Source organism: Thalassotalea hakodatensis, assembly GCF_030295995.1.
Classification (GTDB): domain Bacteria; phylum Pseudomonadota; class Gammaproteobacteria; order Enterobacterales; family Alteromonadaceae; genus Thalassotalea_C; species Thalassotalea_C hakodatensis.
Map to the genome: position 1 here is coordinate 2,876,400 of NZ_AP027365.1, position 19,125 is coordinate 2,895,524.

Consider the following 19,125-nt stretch of genomic DNA (forward strand, 5'->3'; position numbering starts at 1 on the left):
TTATAGAACACCAACCAAGCTTTGATTTAACCATTAACATCACAAAGTTCATCTGCAAAGGAGGCCCGAATACTAATTAGCAAACCAGAATGGCCAATGTGCTTCTCGGTAAGTTTGCATTTGATAGTCCTCAGGCGAAACAATTACTCTCACCCTCCCGTGTGTGGCAGTAGTATATGTTTTAATGTTAAATTGATGATAACGACGAACAACATCTTGATGAGGCATATTCCAGCGATTTAAAAAGCCAGCGCTAAAAACAACCTGCTTTGGTGACACTGCTTGAATAAAAGACTGTGAAGAAGACGTTTTTGACCCATGATGTGGTGCAACTAATACATCTGAGTTTAATTTTTCTCTATAATTATCAACTAATGCTTGCTCAACTTTTTTTGAAATGTCCCCTGTCAATAACACACTAAACTTATCATCAGATATTCTCACGACACAGGAGTCATCATTATGATCAGCTTGACGTTCTGTAGGGTGTAATACTTCAAAAGTTAACCGGCCAATTTTTTTAATTTCACCTATTAAGCATGAGGTATATTGCTTTTTATGATTAAACATTAATTCGTTTACTTGAAGGTGCGTTTCAAGGAATGCTTGACCGCTAGCATGATCATTATCATCATGACTGATGATTAACAAATCAATAATAGAAATCCCTTCATAATTTAAATAAGGCTTAATCACTGACTTAGCCATCGAAAAACCACTTGGATAAGTTGCGCCAGTATCATAAACAATCGTTTGCTCATTTGTGCGAATTACCACAGATAAGCCCTGACCAACATCAAGTATATCGACAAGCCAAACCGAGTTTCTGCTTGGCTTATTATTTACATATGCAAAACCGGTTAACATCAACGAAACGCCACACACCGAGTAGATAAATATCCGTTTTTGAAAAGTAACCAATAGTAGTATTACGCTCACAACCACCAACACTGACAATGTTAACCATGTTGTATGATCTATTGATACGCTTACCCATGACAGCTTTGCAACGCCATCAAGCCACTGCCACAACACGGTTAAACTTAATTGTGCTAACGAGATTAATACAGTTGCGCTAGTTTCATTGATAACACTGGCAATTACAGAAAGTAATGTGAGCGGTACACACACTAAACTCACCCATGGCACCGCTATGATGTTGGCAAAGATAGCAACTAACGACACTTGATACTGCATAGAAGACGTTAAAGGCAAAAGTGTAAAAATTAAAAAGCCTTGAAAGCACAAGGCATACAGTACCACGTGAAAATACCGAGTAAAAATCGAATTATGATCAGATTTAACATGCTTTTTATAACGCCAAATAAATAACAAAATGGTGCTCACTGCTGAAATGGATAACCAAAAGCTCGCAGATAAAAGACTAAAAGGAGAAAACAAAACGACCATAAACATCGTTAACAGAATTAACCTTGTCGCGGTAAATTTTGTCGCTAATAGTTTTGCACACCACAAAATAATCAGCATAATTGCCGCACGAATTGTGGGTTGTGAAAAACCAGCTATGTAGGCGTAAGATGTTACAAAAATAAGAGTCAATAACGTAATAAACAGCACTTGTGAACTAACCGTTAATGTTTTCGAAATTCGCGAAGAACTGAGAACTATTAATGATAGTAAACGCAGTATTAACTTACTAAACCCGTAACTCAACATGGCAACAACCCCTAAATGCAACCCTGAAATCGCAATTAAATGCTGTGCAGCTGTTGCATTGAGCACCTGCCACTGTGCCTCTGATATTTGATGTTTTAAACCAAAGGTTAATGCTAGTAATAAAGCATTGTTTTGATGTGTTGGTAACAAACTTTGATAATGTTCATAAAGACGTTGTCTGACACTAACTTTCGATGTACTCGACTCTACCCCTTTAATTACATACCCTGTTGCATGAATATTATGTTGTCTTAACCAGGTTTGGTAATGAAAACCGCCTTCATTAGCAAGGCCGTGGGCGGGTTTTATTTTTATTTTTAATAGCCACTTTTGCCCTTGTTTCAACCCATTTTTATGACTTTTCCAGCTAAGCCTTACATTAATCGGCTGATTAAGCACTTGCCCAGAAAACTGTGTTATTGAAAAATTAAAGCGTTGAGTTTTTTTCTTGATTTGAGGAATACTAAGCACCTCACCAATTACTGTATAAGACGATTTATGTAATAACTCAGTTGAAATATTATTATTCTGCCATATGTCTTCATACTGGGCGCCATGATAAAGTAACCATGCAATTCCCAAACAAAACCAAGCTAGGCTTTTATTTGTCAAAAAAATACCAACAATTAGACTTAAAAGCGTAAACAAGAGCACATAAAATAAACTTGGCACTATTGGCAAAAAAAGTGACAATAGCGCCCCTATGAGAAATGACGATAACCAACGATCCATCGTGATTGAAATCCTTAACTTGATAAATTAGACGTCCATGCCTAAGAAAACGATTAAAAAGCTGCTGCCAGATCATCAAAAAATCAAAGCAAATAAGCATTTGCAGATCTTTGGCGATTTACTTCACAACGGTAATCTATGGCATCTAAATCGTCGTTCTGTCGCTAAAGCGTTTGCTGTAGGCCTATTTTGCGCTTTTATTCCTATTCCTTTTCAAATGGTGTTAGCAGCAGGCTTAGCTATTATAGTACATGCAAATTTACCGCTATCTATCGCGTTAGTGTGGATCACCAACCCTGTCACCATGCCGGCAATTTTTTATTTTTGTTATGTGGTAGGTACGTGGATTTTAGGCAAACAAGAGCAAGCTTTTGCGTTTGTTCCAAGCTGGCAATGGGTTGTTGACAGTGTTTCAACCATAGGCCCGTCATTTTTACTCGGCTGCGCAGTACTAGCGATATTATTTTCTTTAATTGGCTATTTTGGTATTCACGGCCTTTGGCGTTATTCCGTGAATAAAGCGTGGAAAAAGCGCATGAAAAGGTGATTGATAAAGCGGTTAACAATAACCGCTTTTGGGAGCCGTAGTTATTTTCTTGCAATCAAATGCACGGTACTTGTTGAGCGCTCAATAAACGCGCCTTCACAATAAGCAAAATAATACAGCCATAAGCGTTTGAATTCTTCGTCATAACCTAAGGTGGATAGTTCTGGCCAAGCCTTTAAAAAAGCTTTACGCCAATCTGCTAACGTTTTTGCATAATGTAACCCTATATCATGCAACTCTTCCATCACCAACGACGTATGCTTGGTCAGTTGCTTTGTTAGCTCATTAATTGAAGGTAAAAAACCACCTGGAAAAATATATCGTTGAATAAAATCAACGTTATTTCGATAGTAATCAAAACGCTGATCAGCAATAGTTATCGACTGTATCAGCAATTTACCACCCGGTTTCAACCGAGCGTGACATTGTTGGAAAAAGCTCGGTAGGTAATCATAGCCAACGGCTTCTATCATTTCTATCGACACGAGTTTATCGTATTCACCGGTTAGCATACGGTAATCTTCTTTCAATAAAGTAATACGACCTTCTAAACCTAATGCCTTTATCTTTTCTGTCGCGTATGCGTGTTGTGCATCAGAGATAGTTGTTGTGGTGACTTTACAGCCATAATGCATTGCCGCATGAACGGCTAATCCGCCCCACCCTGTACCTATTTCTAACAAGTGGTCAGTTTCGTGCAATGACAGTCGTTGACAAATAGTATCTAATTTGTGTTTTTGTGCTTCCGCTAAGCTTGCCTTTTCGGATGGATAAATAGCGGCGGAATAAACCATTTCTGGATCTAAAAAGCGTGAGTAGAGTTCGTTACCCAAATCGTAGTGTGCAAGAATGTTGCGTTTTGAGCCTTGTTGACTGTTTCGATTAAAACGGTGATAAATCGCATTTTTTAACTTACCAAGCCAAGAAGCATTTTTCTCAAGTTCATCGGTAAGTTGCTGTGCACGAGCAAAAATTTGTATCACTTTTGTGAGGTTTGGTGAGCTCCATTTTCCATCAATAAAAGCTTCTGCAGCACCTATGCTACCACCACGAACGAAGTCACGATAAGTCGATGTATCATGAACAACAATGGTGCCAGTAATACTTTCAGAATTGGTTCGATTCTCTGGAAACCTATAGGTAGAAGAATCTTGAATAACTTCAACACAGCCGAACTGAATTTTGTCTAATACTGAAAACACTAGATCACGACAACGTTTGTTTATCCAAGTTTCTGCTGGCTCTTTAACCTTACTTTCTACAAGTTGCTCCACACTAAGCTCCTACTGCTATAATCTTTTTTTCTGCTGATAAGAAACAAACGGTATTTTTTTTAAAAATAACTTTAATGCTTGCCAATAAATGCCCGTTACAATTGACAAAGACATCGCTGGCAATTGACACCAGGTTTTCATTAATGTTTTTGCTGCTAAGGGTTGTTTCTTCAACCTTAAATGGGCATCAAATACTTTTAACTTATCACCTTGATTCATTTTTCTGTTTTCTATATGGATCAACAAATTATCGTCCATATGTTCTGGGGGCTTAACTTGCCATAAATAGTGCATGTCTAAATCCATAAAGGGCGAGACATGAAATGCTTTTTCGTTGATCTTTTTACCTTTTAAGTCAACCAAGTAATAATGGCGTTCATTCCATGGTGTATTACTCACTTCCGCTAACATATAGCGGCATTGCCCATAATCGTCGTAACAAAAATAAAAATTTGCTGGACTAAAGTAAATGCCAAAGCTTCTTGCTTGAACGAGCATCACAACTTGCGAGATAGTAGACGTACCACCCAGTGCCCTCACTTTATCTATAATACGTACCTTAAGAGATCCTGGTTCACCTGCTAGGTAATCTTTTTCAACAAATCTTATTGGCTGCCACCACTTTTTACCGAATAAACGTGAGGCTGAAAACGCTTGCTCAAGCTTATCTACATTAAGTGCAAGCATATACAAGCGATAAGAAAATTGATGCCGCTTTGGCGTAAACCTTCTGTGCTGAATACTTCCAACATAAACATAGGAGTTTAACGGGGTAAACGTGTGCGTTTTCATTCGCTGTCTTCTGATAAAAAGCAATCAAACCTAGCAGCAACATCAAGCGCACTTCTTACGCCATCTTCATGAAAGCCATTATACCAATAGGCTCCACAAAAATGCGTGTTGCCAACACCACATACTTCGCTACGTCGTTGCTGTGCTTCCAACGATTGCACAGAAAACACTGGGTGATGATACGTAAATTCTCTGAGTATTTTTTCTGGGGCGATTGCTGCTTTTTGATTAAGCGTCACGCAAAATGTATGTTCAGTGTCTAATCCCTGCAATATATTCATGTTATAGGTAACGCTTGCAGGTTTTGTTCGGTTATCACTTAATTGATAATTCCAACTTGCCCAAGCCTTCTTGCGCACTGGTAACAATGTTTCATCAGTATGCAACACCACTGAATTGGCCGCATAAGGCATTGCTGATAGTATTTCGCTTTCTGCCGGTGTTGGTAAATCTAGTAACGCAAGAGCCTGATCTGAATGGCAAGCAAACACTACGTCGTCAAATATCTGTTCAGATTTATCGTCAAAAACCAAGGTTACGCCATCGTCATGTCGTTGCACTGAACATATTTTTGCATCTACAGTAATACTATCTTTAAAGGGTGCGATTAAAGGCGCGAGGTAATTTCTAGAACCTTTGGGAATTACATACCACTGAGGTCTATCTGTCACATTTAATAAACCATGGTTATAGAAAAATTGAATGAAAAAACGCAGTTGAAACTGTTCCATTTGTGCTAATGAGCTCGACCAAATCGCCGCCCCCATGGGTAAAATATAGTGCTCTGCAAAATATTGATTAAAGTCATTTTGTTGCAAGAAGCTGCCTAAGGTTTCATGTTCAGAGATATCTTGTTGCTGAAAGACAGCTTTACAGAGTTTATTAAAACGCAATATATCGAATATTAAACGCCAAAACTTGGGGTTCAATATATTTCGCTTCTGCGCAAAAAGTGTTGCTAATGTATGGCCATTATATTCTAGCCCTGTTTGACAATTATGTACTGAAAAGCTCATTTCAGTGGCTTGTTTATCAACGCCAAGGCTTGCGAGTAAAGCTAAAAAATTTGGGTAGGTTTTATTATTAAAAACAATAAAACCGGTATCGATTGCATATGATCTTCCCTCGACAGTTACATCAACAGTTGCCGTATGCCCACCAATATTGCTATTGCTTTCAAATACACTAACATTATGTTTTTTAGACAATAAATGTGCTGCGGTTAAACCTGATATGCCTGCGCCAATAACTGCTATACGCTTCATTAGTCATTACCTATTTACATCAAACGATGTCTTAAAAATTGAGGCATAAAAGCAAGTACTTTTAATAGCCATGTTAATCTTCTGGGAAAATGTATGTATTGTTTTTTCTTCATAACACCTTTATAGATGCGTTGAGCAGCTTCTGAAGCTGAAAGTATAAAAGGCATGTCAAAGGTATTTCTATTGGTTAAGGGGGTTTCAACAAAGCCTGGATGCACTAAACTTACACCGATTTGGTATTTTTCAAGATCAATTCTCAAACTGTTTGCCAAATAATTTATTCCTGCTTTTGATGCGCCATAGGCTTCAGCTTTAGGAAACGGTAATAATGTTGCCGCTGAACTGACAAATACCACTTGTCCACCCTTGTTCATTTTTGGCAAAAACGCAGCTAACACATTACCTAATGACGTTAAATTGGTATTGATAATGCGCGCAAAATTAGCGGCATCAAATGCCATAGCATCATCAATATAAGCACAATCGCCCGCATTTAATATCAGTATATCGATTGCATCTACCTGACTCGCCGCTAGGTTCACTTGCTCGATTTCATTAATGTCAAACGATAAAGGCTGACACCTAGTAGAATGTTCTTTAAGCTCTCGAAGCTTTTCTTCATTGCGACCACATGGATACAAGGTGTGACCGTGTTTACTGAAAAGAGCAAATAGCGCTGCTCCGATACCTGAAGTAGCACCGGTAATTAGTACATTTTTGTCAATGGTCATACTGTTTTTATCCGCGCTTTTAGCCAAGAAATAATTCGTCCTAGAATAGGAACATGTTGGTACAGCATTTGACCTAAATCGAGATAATCTCGATGGTAAATAACTTTCCCTCCCTTTGCTTCTAAGTAGGAATGCCCTTCAACGACAATCGGCTTGCCGCTATTTAGCTTTGTATGTTGATAAGTCATCGACCAGTACACAGCGGCATGCTGATGTTGATAGAAAGATTGGGTAATCTTAAATTGGCAATATGCTACGTTTTCGTAGAGTTCGCTAAAGTATTTTGTCAAATTAACCAAGCCATTTATTTCGTGCATAGGGTCAATAAAAGCAACATCATGGTGATAGATTAGTGCTAGCTCTTCAAAAGAACTATCCGCAGAAAGAGATTGATAGGTATCACAGAAGTTTACCAACCACGCTGGTCTCTGTTCTATACCATGTTCAGATACTTGCTCAATATGTCGTCGCAAAATGAGTCCCCAAATGCTGCTCTATAAAATTCGTTTATCGATAAAATGCTAGCGCTTGTTCTCTCGCCGCTTTATGATCAACAATTGCCGGCCAATAAGCTATATCAGAATGAGACTTCATATAACTATGCGGAAAGTGAACATGCTTGTCAGGCACTTTATCAAGCTCTGGTAAATACTTACGTACAAACTCACCTTTAGGATCAAATCTTTCCCCTTGTCGGATCGGATTAAAAATTCTAAAGTACGGCTGCGCATCACACCCTGTGCTCGCTGCCCATTGCCAGCCACCATTATTTGCAGCAAGATCACCATCAATTAATTTTGACATAAAGTATTGTTCACCTAGTCGCCAATCAATTAATAAATGTTTAGTGAGAAAACTCGCAACGACCATTCTCAAGCGATTATGCATCCAGCCAGTTTGATTGAGTTGACGCATCGCAGCATCAACAATGGGGTAACCCGTTTGTCCTAAACACCACGCATCAAATTTCGCTTTATCATACGGCCAAGTAATGTTTGCATATTTATCATTAAACATTTTATGCCGACACAGTTTAGGAAAATGATGCAACAGATGACGATAGAAGTCGCGCCAAATGAGTTCATTAAGCCATGAAAACGCAGGACTATCATGCGCAGTTAATAAATCTGGATGTTTGTTCAAAATTAATTGTAGTAAATACCTTGGGCTTAACGCGCCGATAGCTAAATAGGGTGATAGACCTGATGTGCCTTTGATGGAAGGTATATCTCGAAATTCATGATATTGGTCATGTTTGTTAGCAAAAAAGGCAGGAATAGTATGCGCTTCAACTTCATCAATTAATGGCCATTGCGACGACGAGTTGTCACCCTGTAAAACGTCGTTATTTGCATGGTTGACTGGTTCATCATTAATTTCAATGGCAGTTGTTCGTTTGCCTGGTTTGCCCAAATATTCAACACCATCATTTTTTACATGACGTAACCAAGCACGTTTAAAAGGCGTAAATACTTTAAACATCTCACCGGCTTGATTAAGTACTTTCCCTTTACTAACAATAACGTCTGCTTCAAATAACGTTAATGTTACCCCCTTACTTTTTAATTTTTCATCTCGTTGCCTTTCGTTGACTTCAAGTTCTTCATTTGCAATAAAATGAATTGCAGAGCCTTGTTCATTTTCATTGATAATAAACTCAACTTGTTGTTCAAAGTCATCAACGTGATATACCTCTAATTGCACACCTAGTTCATTTAACTGTTTACTCACTAACGCTACGTGTCGTTTAATCAAATCAATTTTAATACGCGACCAGTGATGTTGGTGCCATTGAGCTGGCGTTAACAAATAAATAGCCCGATCACCGGATTGATAATGCATTAAAAAATGGTGCAAAGCTGGATTATCATGCACGCGTAAGTCGTTTCTAAACCAAAGTATTTGCATAACGTCTCATATGCCAAAATGTATGTTAATCAAAGAAATGAATATCGACAAAGACCATGTAGTCTTCATCGATATAGGTTAAATTAATAGCCGTAGCGTAGCTTTAAACTTTCTGGGTACGGGTTTAAATAAGTCTGCTTAGCCAGATACGACTTGGGGTGTGACAATAAATAATGTTTTATTAAGGTCAAAGGCACAAATAATGGAACTAAGCCAGTGCGAAACGCTTCAATTTGTTGACAAAGTTCTTGCCTTTGTTCTGGCGAAAGGTGTTTTGAAAAATAACCTTGAATATGAGACAAGGTATTTGCATGGTTCTTACGCGTTGCTTTAATTTTAAGTGCTGCCATCAAGCCCGTGATATATTGATGAGCAAGTTCTTCAATAGACAATTCATTACCAGCAAGTAATTGACCTAGCTTTTTATAGGCAACAAGATCATGGCTCATCACTGTATATTTATATTCACTATGAAACGTTGTAAGCTTGTGCTTTGTTAACCCTGATTCAACCAATGACTGCCAATGCTTATAAGCAAAAACTCTGGCAACAAAGTTTTCCTTTAATATCGGATCGTTTAAACGACCATTTTCTTCACACGGCAACAATGGGTTAGCTGCCATAATCTGCTCGGCAAAAGCCCCAACCCCAGTAGCAGGAAGCGCATTTCCTTCAGGTGAGTAAATTTTTACCCGTTCCATACCGCAACTTGGACTTTTAGCACAAAAAATAAAGCCACTAAAACTATCAGAAAATTTAGCGATTTTTTTTCCGTATTCCGATAAAGCTTCCGTTACATCACCACTACCATCAGGTCTTGCCACTTTGATGACATTATCTTTTTGAATTAACCTGATCGTAGGCCGTGGTACAGGTAAGCCAATAGCAACTTCAGGGCAAAAGGTTTTAAACGTGACATGTTGAGCCAACTCTTTCATACAAAAGTTTGATGGCTTATTACTCGCATCAAAACGAACTTTTTCGCCAGCAATACAAGCACTTATTCCAACTGTAATGTCTTTTTTATCAAATGAACTATGCATGATTTCACCTGTTAATAAATAAAGCTACCAATAGGGTTTAGTAATTTATTAATCCCTTGGGTAAATTTTTGCGGCGCATTCGCTACCGTGTAACACAAACAGCCTTGAGCCGACACAGGGTTATGCACATGTTGGCCATCAAGCATTATAAAGTCGCCAGGAAAATATTCGCCCATTTCATCGGAAAAGCTACCTTCAACCAGTACGGTAAGTTCAAAACCATTATGCGTATGCATGGGCACACCACCTCCTGGTTCTATATGTACTAAACTTGTATGAATTTCACCTTCATCCAACATTACTCTGGCCCGTGAAAGCTTACCAATACTAGCGGTATTGGTTATTTCCATATTTTGTATAGCTCTGGGTAGTTCATATGTCGTGTCGCGTAACGTTATCGTTTTTGCTTCAACGGGTTTAGCTATTGTTATTCTGTCATCTTCACAAATATTGTTGATCATTTGCTCAAAATCAACTGATATAACGTTTTGATTGTTTAATTGATCAATGTTTAATAAATCCTGATCATGATCAAAACTCACTTCCGCCAATTGCTCAGTTAATAGGCTAATCTGTTTTTTACATTTCTCGCATTTATCCGCGTGAATGCTAATACCAGCAGCCAGAGATGCCGGTAACTCTCCTGCCACATAGGCAGTTAACATTTCAAAGGTAGGATGATGCTTAATCATGGTGTTCTCCTAACTGCGCCTTTAGTTTCGCTAAGGCTAGGCGTAATCGTGATTTTATTGTGCCTAAAGGTAAACCAAGGTGATTGGCAAGTTGCTCTTGCGACATCTCCATAAAGTAAAAGCCTTTAATCACTTGCTGCTGATTTTCAGGAAGTGTTTCGATAACAGACAATATGTTATTTTGTGCGAGATGATCTTCAAACGGTTCATCTTCTGATGCTGACTGTTCAGCTAATGGCCAAATGTCATCGCTTAAGGTATCTTCACGGTTACTTTTAACTTTTCTCAGCATGTCAAAAGTAACATTTCGCATTACCGTATATACCCACGTCGTGGGTGCTCCTTTTTGGGCGTCAAATAAGTGAGCTTTACGCCAAATATTAGACATGGTCTCTTGCACTATTTCACTTGCTTGCGCTTCACTACCAATTTTGTTTTTAGCGATACGCAAAATTTTAGGTGCAAAAAACTTAAACAGTTCGCTAAATGCCGCTTTGTCTCGATGATTTGCAACAGATGTAAGCCATTGACTTAACTGTTGATGTTCAGTTGAATCGTTCATAGCTTTAGGTTTAACACTTGAAGCTGTAACTGACAAGCTTATTTGCCCTGTAACCATCTTTAATACTTCCAAGAATATATATAATAGCCAATACGCAGCAATTAAGTGACTGGATCACTCAACGTGAATTTATTTTTCTACTAAGACAATATTTGCAATAAATTGCTTCGCCATTGGATAAGAATTTTGTTGAGCAAATATCATTTTTTCCTCAAGTGTTATCGGTAGCAACTCTACCCAACGCGACATTATCCAATTAGCATTGTCATTAAAACCAGATTGATAGAGATCACTCAGTAAGTTATTTTCTTCAAATATTTTTAACAATGATTGTGACAACCTGTTTGTTACGTCATCATAACGTTCTTCAGGCCAATGATTTTGAGGAACAATATCGGCGTACTTTAATTTGTCTTTATCTTCTGAAAGTTCCGCGACTGAAACGATAGACTTACATTTAACATCAATCGTTAACACGCCATGTTTATCTTGATCAAAATTAATAATATCAACCCAGCTCGCCCAATTTTCCACACCTTTATGCTCGCCACTAACCGTCGACAAAATGGCAAAGCCATGCTCTTTGATTGCCAATTTCACCATCTTTAAATAGCGTTGTTCAAAAATGCGTAACCGTGTAATTCCTTGTGGTAGCAGAAATACAGGCAGTGGAAATATTGGTAACTTCATTAATATCTTTTATTGATGTCTTTGTAGTTATTACGTAACTACCTTAGGTTTTGATCACAAAAAAGTACCTAAATTAAAGAAAAATTAACATGCATATTTTATAAATACTCAGTGAAAATATAATTCACTTGTCAATTCCTTCTCTCACATAGGTCGCAAAGTACTACGGCAAGTTTTTGAATTGGATCAAATTATTATCGTTAAAAAATATAAAAGTTTTTAAGTGATCTACACTTAGAAAATACACGTATTAATTAAGTCATTTAGTTCATGGGTGATAAACAGTGCGAATATTAATGACAGGTGGAACAGGCTTGATAGGACAAGTCCTGATAAAGCAATTATTATCTGATCAAGACAATCAGATCTCAGTGTTAACTCGCTCACCTGATAACGCCACTGCTCGCTTAGGTAGCGCAATTAATCTTATAACTAGCCTTAATCAAACGCTAATCGATCAAACAGATATTGTTATTAACCTTGCAGGAGAACCCATTGCTGATAAACGATGGACAACGAGCCAAAAACAAAAGATTTGTCATAGCAGATGGGATTTGACCGGTAAAATTGTTGAACTCATCCAACAAAGTGAAACACCACCTCACACATTACTGTCTGGCAGTGCCGTAGGCATTTATGGCAGGCAAGGAAATTATCAAATAGATGAAACCTTTACGCAATACTATCCAGAGTTTTCACATGAGATCTGCAAGCAGTGGGAAGACATTGCGTTAAAGGCACAATCATCGTCTACGCGTGTATGTCTATTAAGAACAGGCATTGTTCTTTCTACAACTGCGGGTGCTCTTAACAAAATGTTACTACCATTTAAGCTTGGTTTAGGTGGAAAGTTTGCCAGCGGCGAACAAGTCATGAGCTGGATACATATTGACGATATGGTTAACGCAATTATCTATTTAATGGAGCAAAAAGCTATTAACGGTGCAGTAAATATGACAGCACCGAATGCCGTCACTAATCAAGTATTTAGTGAAACACTAGCAAAACAACTATCTCGCCCATGCATATTTACAACTCCTAGTTTTGTGTTGAAGCTTATTTTTGGTGAAATGTCAGATTTATTTATTTACGGTCAAAACGTTGTGCCCAAGAAATTATTGGCCAATGGGTTTCAATTTGAGTATTCGCAACTAAACAGCGCGTTACTGGATTTACTTAGCGATTAGAGCACTGTTGAACAGACTTATCGAAAAATAACGTTATATCTGCAACCGTTATTCCGTATTTATTCATGGCAGTTTTATTCATCACGCGATTGTCATCTAATTGATACATCCAGTCATCCATTGAGAACCGGATCACATCATTATCAATCTCAACATCGAGCTCATATTGCCAATTAAACGCCATACCAACTTGTTGCCCTTTAGCAGTGCCTATTACATCATGGGCTTGGCCATTATATTTACCATTAGCTTCAAGGTTAAGTTGCCAAACACGCTTAGACACTTCACCATCTAAAAAATAAAACGTTTCATCAAGTTCACCTTTATTACCCAGCCAAGTGCCAATAATTTCAACGCAGAATCGACGTGATACTTTATTGTCGTACTTATTAATCATGCCCCAACCCACGAGCTTGCCCGAAAAATAGCTTTTAATGTCTAATTTAGGTGAGGTATTTCGATAATCACTCACATCACTGCTGCAACCGATTAAACAAGTGGCAATGACTAAAGACGTTAATACATTATTCATTGATTTCTCCTATTAGACGTTTGCGAAGTGCTGGCTGACTTGTTTTTTCAGAAAGCCATATTGCAAGAAATACCTCTGCAAATTTTGTATCTTCTATTGTGCCAAGTAATTCACCATTAAAATAAAAATGACTTTGATTATTGGCATAAAGCAAAGCTAAGGAATCACCCTTCTCAATGTTTGGCCAAAGAACACGCAAAGTATCAAGATACTTACCATACTGCTCCTTTGTAAAACCTAAGTATTGCCATTGCTCTACGGTATTTTCGAGTAAATCATCCCGTGTAATATCTTTCAAATAATGAATGTCCAGCAATAAAGGTTGGTTTGAAGTTGTGCTGTAACTCCCGTTTTGTGTATAAAGTTTACTTTCATAAATATCCCAAAACATGAATGAGAAGGTCGCCTTACCAACTTGTGTTAATTCTGATTTAATCTTGTTGATAGCCAATAGATTAGCTTGTGCCGTACTCATCATTAATAAGCATAGAAATACGATAGATTTAGCTGACACGGTGACGCTCCTTGTGAAGCAAATAGTTTTCTAACGAGAACGCTAACATGATAAATAATGGCCAAATAACAGACAGCAATAACATCGTCGGTAGTACACCCCAAGCAAACTTGACGGCTGATAACTGAAAGCCGACAAAATAGCTTAAGGGCGCAAAGAACATGGGTAGCGTTACCTGTAACCAACGAGTCGTTTTGAGTTGTTGTGGCGCTCGCAATAAAAGACAACTAAAGCATGCCCAAAGTACTATTAGCCAATAAGGAATAAATGTTTCGTTAGGGAATCTAAAGATGCCTAAGACAGTTAAAATGTTATCTATACTAATCCCGAGAAAGGTGATAACAGCAGCTAAATAAAATTCATGCCTCGTCAGTTTCTTGTTCCATGCAAAAGCACCCAACCAAAGTAAAGCTAAGATTATTGCAGCATTGCCGTAAATGACTAACGCCAACCATAGTAAATTAAACAAGATAAAGTGGATCAACATAACGGTAAAAAATTGGTGATATTAATTACCGTTACGTCTTAATAAAGGATAAAGATCACCTTAGAAGCAGATCCATTGACGAACTTATACTTGGCCCAACACTTGGGCAGGATCAATTTTCGTTGCTCGCCATGCGGGGTAAACAGTAGCCACTAACGTTAGCAACAACGCCGTGCAAACAGTTAGATAGATGTCAGCACTATTCACTTCTGTCGGTAAATAATCGACAAAGTATACATCGCCTGATAATAACTTAGCGCCAAAAAAAGATTCTAAAATTCGCGCAATGTCAGTTAAATTTAGCGCGAGTACTGTGCCGACAATACCACCAATGAAGGTACCAACAAGTCCATTCCTTAAGCCCTGTAGTATAAATGTCATCATAATGGTTTGAGAACGCGCGCCCATGGTTTTTAAAATTGCGATATCACTTTTTTTATCGTTTACGGCCATAATCAAAGTTGAAACAATATTAAAACTTGCTACCGCAATCACAAGCACTAAGACAATAAACATCACCATTCTGACAAGTTGAATATCGTTATATAAATGCCCTTGAGAATAGGTCCAATCATAAATATACACATAAGCATCTGTTTTATAAGCAACTTGCTTTGCAACTTTCGCCGCATCGAATACTTGCTCAACCGTTAAGCGAATACTCTGCACCTGATGAGACTCATAGTGCATAATATCCTGACCTTGAGATAGCGAAATATACGCTTGTTGTGCATCTATCTCACCACCAAACTTAAATATTCCAACGACAGTAGCATTGCGTTTGCTCATCGCATTAAATTGACGTTTTACTTGCACTTCTTGACGCATAGGCGGCAATAGAATTTGTAACTGCTCACCGACTTTCACACCTAATTTATCAGCAGTGGCTTGTCCAATAATAATGCTGTTTTCTTTTAATAAATGTTGCCAATCACCATCGACCATATGATGTGAAATTGCCGAGACTTGCTGTTCCAGTTGTACATCAACGCCACTTAACTCTACGCCCTTTAACTTATCTTTATGTTGCAACATTCCTTGTACTTTTATTAACGGAGCTGCAGCCACAACATTTGGTTGTTGATTGGCATTATTTACTTGCTGTTGCCAATGATTTATCGGTTCATTGACGCTAACAAGTTCTGCATGGGGAACCACAGATAATAAATGTTGCGCTAATGCCCTTTCAAACCCATTCATAGCACTTAACACCAAAATTAAGATGGCAACGCCAAGCGCTATTCCAATGGTTGATGACGCAGAAATAAAAGAGGCAAAACCACTATTTTTTTTCTGGCTGATATAGCGTCTTGCTAAAAAATAACTGAGTGATTTAGCCATCGACTAGCTCTTCTACATTAACAAGCACACCATGATCTAATTTAATTTGTCTATCCATTTTTGCTGCCAAGGTTAAATCATGTGTAACAATAATGAAGCTGGTATTTAATGTGCGATTGAGCGTTTTCAACAGTTGATAAATTTGCTCAGCAGTATCGAAGTCTAAATTACCCGTTGGTTCATCGGCCAACACTAATGCCGGCTTTGTCACTAAAGCCCGAGCAATCGCAACCCGTTGTCTTTCTCCACCCGATAATTCTGAAGGACGATGTGCTAAACGATGAGACAATCCTACTTGCGCTAACATTTCAGAGGCTAACTTCTCAGCTTCATTTTCCTGTAGGCCTCGGATCAACAATGGCATTGCCACATTTTCTAACGCGGAAAACTCCATCATTAGGTGGTGAAACTGATAAATAAAACCAATATGTTGATTTCTAAACTTTGCTTTCTTTTTCTCGCTTAATGTATGAATGTCAGTGCCATTGATAAATACTTGTCCTGAACTAGGGCTATCTAACCCACCGGCCAAATGCAAAAGCGTACTCTTGCCACTGCCAGAGCTACCTACTATCGCTAATAACTCACCAGATGCAACAGTAAGATCAACCCCCTGTAATACAGAAGTTTCCATTGTTCCTTGTTGGTAAACTTTAGTAAGTTGTTTACAAATCAAACCATTACTCATTACGAAGTACCTCCGCAGGTTGGGTAAGTGATGCACGATAGGCAGGGTATAGCGTTGCAATGAAACTCATCGCTAATGCCGTGAAAGAAATCATAAAAATATCACTCAACTGCATGTTAATAGGTAGAGACTGCGAGAAACCACTACCAAACATATTAATATTAAAATACGTTATCAGGTTATTTAAATTTAACGTTAATATCACCCCGAAAATGGTACCCAACATAACGCCCCAAACACCATTAATAAGCCCTTGCGCCATAAAAATCTTGATAATACCGCTTCTATCCATACCAAAGGTTTGTAAAATAGCAATTTCTCCTTGCTTATCAATTACAATCATCACTAACGCAGAAACAATATTGAAGGCAGCAACAGCTATAATTAAACTTAGCATTAGCCACATCATGTTTTTTTCCATACTAACAGCCGAAAATAACGTACCCTGCGTTGAACGCCATGTACTAAATTGGTAGTTTGAAAAGTCGTTTTGGTTAGCTTCAACCAGAGAATCAGCAGCAAAAGCGTCATCTAAGTATAAACGTAAATGGCTAATGGAATCTGCAGGATAGCGCAGTAACTTACTAGCATCTCGACGATGAATATAAATAACCCAATCATCTACTTGTGAGCGCATATTAAAAATACCACTAATGGTAAACGTGCGTTGTACTGGAATGCGTCCCATGGGGGTGAATAAGGTTTTTTCGGGTACCACAACACGAATGGTATCCCCCATTGAAACAGATAACTTTTGTGCTAATGATTGGCCAAGAATAACGGAGTACTTTTGATTGGTTAGATAACTTAACTGCCCTGCAACCATATGATTGAAAACAATATTATTTCTTTCTTCATTAGGTTCAATACCTTGTAACAGCACGCCACGCAGCGTTTTATTGGATAACACTAACGCTTCTGTTTCAATAATTGGAGTGACATGAGTGACGTGTTCAAGTGTGGAAAGTTTCGCGTGTAAATCGCGCCAATTATTCATCGGCTGATTATTTTCACTGACCAACACATGCGGCACAATACCTAAAATACGTTTTTTTAATTCCCCTTCAAAACCATTCATTACAGAAACTACCGTAATGAGCGCGCTAACGCCCAGTAAAATACCCACAATAGAGAAAAAAGTAATAAAGGAAACAAAGCCTGAACGCTGGCGACTTCTGCTATAACGAAGTCCGATAAAGAAACTAACCGGCTGAAACATTATTTTTCTATGCTAAATTAAGCTATTTGAATTAGCCAAGCATAACATAACAAACGCTGAGTTAATAACGCCTATTATGCTGTTTTTGTTAGTGTTCGATTAAAAAACTCTACTGACATTCCATAAACACGTAATGCTAACGCAGGATCGTATCTGTCGCCTTCATCACGCATAAACGCGTGTTGTGCATTAAATTCATGCCAGGTGAACGTATTGGCTGAATTAAGTAACTTTTTGTGTATCTTCATTCTACCTTCGTCAGGTACATGTGGGTCTTGTTTACCCCAAATCATCATTAACTCACCTTTTATATCAGGCGTACGCGTTAAAGAATCATTATGCTCTTCGCAAGAAAGCGTATTTGAATGAATATCGGTTGCATATAAACACACCGCAGAGAATACCTTACTATTTAATGCCGCACGGTAAGCTAAATGGCCACCGATACACACGCCCATTGTACCTATAGCCCCGGTACAATAGGTTTGCTGATTTATAAATTCCACCAACGCCTTGGTATCTGTGTCATGGCTTTCTAACGGCTTTGCCCATTTATCATTATTTCCCTTATCCTTGCCTTCATCGTCATAACCGAGCACGGTTCCTAACGGGTTTAATTCGTGAAAGACTTCCGGTACTAAAACAACAAAGCCATGACCAGCCATAATCGCTGCCGTTCTGGCAATCGGCGCTGTTTGTTGAAAAATTTCAGAATAAAAAATAATGCTGGGATACTTGCCGCCAGCTTGTGGGCGATAAATATAAGTTCGCATAGGCCCTGTAGCCGTATTTATATCAATAACATTTTTTTGAATGATCATCGGTTTGCGCTTTTAAATGGTTAATGTTCATTAAGTTAGTGTAGCGATATTCTCACATGATGGTAATCATTAAATAATTCATCAACCATTTCAATAAACATATCAACCGCTATTTGAAACGAACCTTATTGCCAATCATTTTAAGTGCGGGTACTCCTCGAATTAACGCTTCTCTTGCAAACGTTTGATGGCATTGAGGGCATTCACCTAACTTTTCGGTATGATCTTGAGCGATTCGTTCCGTAAAACACTTTATTAGTGCTCCTTTTCCGCCTTTTCTGTATTTAAACAATTTGCACTGACAAGCAGCACAATAAATATCAACTGTTCTGCTCGGTCCTTTCGTATTAGGTTTTGCCATGCATTAAAGCTCTTCTTTTTAAAAGATATTATAATTGTATTAAAAAAGTGTACATCATTCGC

At 38.2% G+C, this 19,125-nt stretch carries 21 protein-coding genes; 2 read left to right on the forward strand and 19 right to left on the reverse strand.

Going from position 1 to position 19,125, the window contains the following annotated elements; genetic code table 11:
* Positions 1 to 72: 72 nt before the first annotated feature.
* Positions 73 to 2,409: a DNA internalization-related competence protein ComEC/Rec2 gene (locus QUE72_RS12735; RefSeq protein ID WP_286269377.1), complete on the reverse strand. Its 2,337-nt coding sequence runs from the start codon at positions 2,407 to 2,409 to the stop codon at positions 73 to 75.
* 37 nt (positions 2,410 to 2,446) lie between these two features.
* Between QUE72_RS12735 and QUE72_RS12740 the strand changes: the two genes are divergently transcribed.
* Positions 2,447 to 2,956, forward strand: a complete 510-nt coding sequence (locus QUE72_RS12740) for a DUF2062 domain-containing protein (protein ID WP_286269379.1) — start codon at positions 2,447 to 2,449, stop codon at positions 2,954 to 2,956.
* Between the two features lie 41 nt (positions 2,957 to 2,997).
* On the opposite strand, the gene QUE72_RS12745 is transcribed toward QUE72_RS12740, so the two are convergent.
* From QUE72_RS12745 to QUE72_RS12790, 10 genes are all read right to left on the reverse strand, one after another.
* A complete protein-coding gene (locus QUE72_RS12745; RefSeq protein ID WP_286269381.1) occupies positions 2,998 to 4,230 on the reverse strand; it encodes an SAM-dependent methyltransferase in 1,233 nt (410 codons plus the stop codon).
* A 15-nt stretch (positions 4,231 to 4,245) separates the two neighbouring features.
* Positions 4,246 to 5,022, reverse strand: coding sequence for a DUF1365 domain-containing protein (locus QUE72_RS12750; protein ID WP_286269383.1), 777 nt, complete (start codon positions 5,020 to 5,022; stop codon positions 4,246 to 4,248).
* Positions 5,019 to 6,287, reverse strand: coding sequence for an NAD(P)/FAD-dependent oxidoreductase (locus QUE72_RS12755; protein WP_286269385.1), 1,269 nt, complete (start codon positions 6,285 to 6,287; stop codon positions 5,019 to 5,021). The genes QUE72_RS12750 and QUE72_RS12755 overlap by 4 nt, the downstream gene beginning before the upstream one ends.
* Positions 6,288 to 6,301: 14 nt before the next feature.
* Entirely contained in the window at positions 6,302 to 7,018 is a 717-nt protein-coding gene (locus QUE72_RS12760; protein WP_286269388.1) for an SDR family NAD(P)-dependent oxidoreductase, read from the reverse strand.
* Positions 7,015 to 7,491, reverse strand: coding sequence for a nuclear transport factor 2 family protein (locus QUE72_RS12765; RefSeq protein ID WP_254849495.1), 477 nt, complete (start codon positions 7,489 to 7,491; stop codon positions 7,015 to 7,017). Before QUE72_RS12765 ends, QUE72_RS12760 begins: the two co-directional genes overlap by 4 nt.
* A 34-nt stretch (positions 7,492 to 7,525) precedes the next feature.
* Positions 7,526 to 8,926, reverse strand: coding sequence for a deoxyribodipyrimidine photo-lyase (gene phrB, locus QUE72_RS12770; protein ID WP_286269389.1), 1,401 nt, complete (start codon positions 8,924 to 8,926; stop codon positions 7,526 to 7,528).
* Positions 8,927 to 9,009: 83 nt separating this feature from the next.
* Positions 9,010 to 9,969, reverse strand: coding sequence for a YbgA family protein (locus QUE72_RS12775; RefSeq protein WP_286269390.1), 960 nt, complete (start codon positions 9,967 to 9,969; stop codon positions 9,010 to 9,012).
* Between the two features lie 11 nt (positions 9,970 to 9,980).
* Complete coding sequence (locus tag QUE72_RS12780; RefSeq protein ID WP_286269392.1) at positions 9,981 to 10,661, reverse strand: ChrR family anti-sigma-E factor; 681 nt, start codon at positions 10,659 to 10,661, stop codon at positions 9,981 to 9,983.
* A complete protein-coding gene (locus QUE72_RS12785; protein ID WP_286269394.1) occupies positions 10,654 to 11,280 on the reverse strand; it encodes a sigma-70 family RNA polymerase sigma factor in 627 nt (208 codons plus the stop codon). The genes QUE72_RS12780 and QUE72_RS12785 overlap by 8 nt, the downstream gene beginning before the upstream one ends.
* Before the next feature lie 72 nt (positions 11,281 to 11,352).
* Positions 11,353 to 11,913, reverse strand: coding sequence for an LON peptidase substrate-binding domain-containing protein (locus QUE72_RS12790; RefSeq protein WP_286269395.1), 561 nt, complete (start codon positions 11,911 to 11,913; stop codon positions 11,353 to 11,355).
* Between the two features lie 284 nt (positions 11,914 to 12,197).
* Here QUE72_RS12790 and QUE72_RS12795 point away from each other — a divergent pair, with 284 nt between their 5' ends.
* The gene (locus QUE72_RS12795) at positions 12,198 to 13,100 is read left to right on the forward strand and encodes a TIGR01777 family oxidoreductase (protein ID WP_286269397.1); all 903 of its coding nucleotides are present in this window, start codon (positions 12,198 to 12,200) and stop codon (positions 13,098 to 13,100) included.
* Here the strand turns inward: QUE72_RS12795 and QUE72_RS12800 are convergent.
* From QUE72_RS12800 to QUE72_RS12835, 8 genes are all read right to left on the reverse strand, one after another.
* Positions 13,090 to 13,632 carry a DUF3833 domain-containing protein gene (locus QUE72_RS12800; RefSeq protein WP_286269398.1) on the reverse strand — a complete coding sequence of 181 codons (543 nt, stop codon included), beginning with the start codon at positions 13,630 to 13,632 and terminating at the stop codon, positions 13,090 to 13,092. The genes QUE72_RS12795 and QUE72_RS12800 overlap by 11 nt on opposite strands.
* Complete coding sequence (locus QUE72_RS12805; protein ID WP_286269400.1) at positions 13,625 to 14,146, reverse strand: chalcone isomerase family protein; 522 nt, start codon at positions 14,144 to 14,146, stop codon at positions 13,625 to 13,627. Before QUE72_RS12805 ends, QUE72_RS12800 begins: the two co-directional genes overlap by 8 nt.
* On the reverse strand, positions 14,136 to 14,633 hold the full coding sequence (locus QUE72_RS12810) for a DUF2878 domain-containing protein (protein WP_286269402.1): 498 nt from the start codon (positions 14,631 to 14,633) through the stop codon (positions 14,136 to 14,138). Before QUE72_RS12810 ends, QUE72_RS12805 begins: the two co-directional genes overlap by 11 nt.
* Before the next feature lie 84 nt (positions 14,634 to 14,717).
* Positions 14,718 to 15,974: a lipoprotein-releasing ABC transporter permease subunit LolE gene (gene lolE, locus QUE72_RS12815; RefSeq protein WP_074495461.1), complete on the reverse strand. Its 1,257-nt coding sequence runs from the start codon at positions 15,972 to 15,974 to the stop codon at positions 14,718 to 14,720.
* A complete protein-coding gene (lolD, locus tag QUE72_RS12820) occupies positions 15,967 to 16,662 on the reverse strand; it encodes a lipoprotein-releasing ABC transporter ATP-binding protein LolD (RefSeq protein ID WP_074495459.1) in 696 nt (231 codons plus the stop codon). Before lolD ends, lolE begins: the two co-directional genes overlap by 8 nt.
* The gene (locus QUE72_RS12825; protein ID WP_286269403.1) at positions 16,655 to 17,881 is read right to left on the reverse strand and encodes a lipoprotein-releasing ABC transporter permease subunit; all 1,227 of its coding nucleotides are present in this window, start codon (positions 17,879 to 17,881) and stop codon (positions 16,655 to 16,657) included. The genes lolD and QUE72_RS12825 overlap by 8 nt, the downstream gene beginning before the upstream one ends.
* A gap of 74 nt (positions 17,882 to 17,955) precedes the next feature.
* Entirely contained in the window at positions 17,956 to 18,702 is a 747-nt protein-coding gene (locus QUE72_RS12830; protein WP_286269404.1) for a dienelactone hydrolase family protein, read from the reverse strand.
* Between the two features lie 109 nt (positions 18,703 to 18,811).
* Positions 18,812 to 19,063, reverse strand: coding sequence for a hypothetical protein (locus tag QUE72_RS12835; protein ID WP_286269405.1), 252 nt, complete (start codon positions 19,061 to 19,063; stop codon positions 18,812 to 18,814).
* Between the last annotated feature and the right edge of the window lie 62 nt (positions 19,064 to 19,125).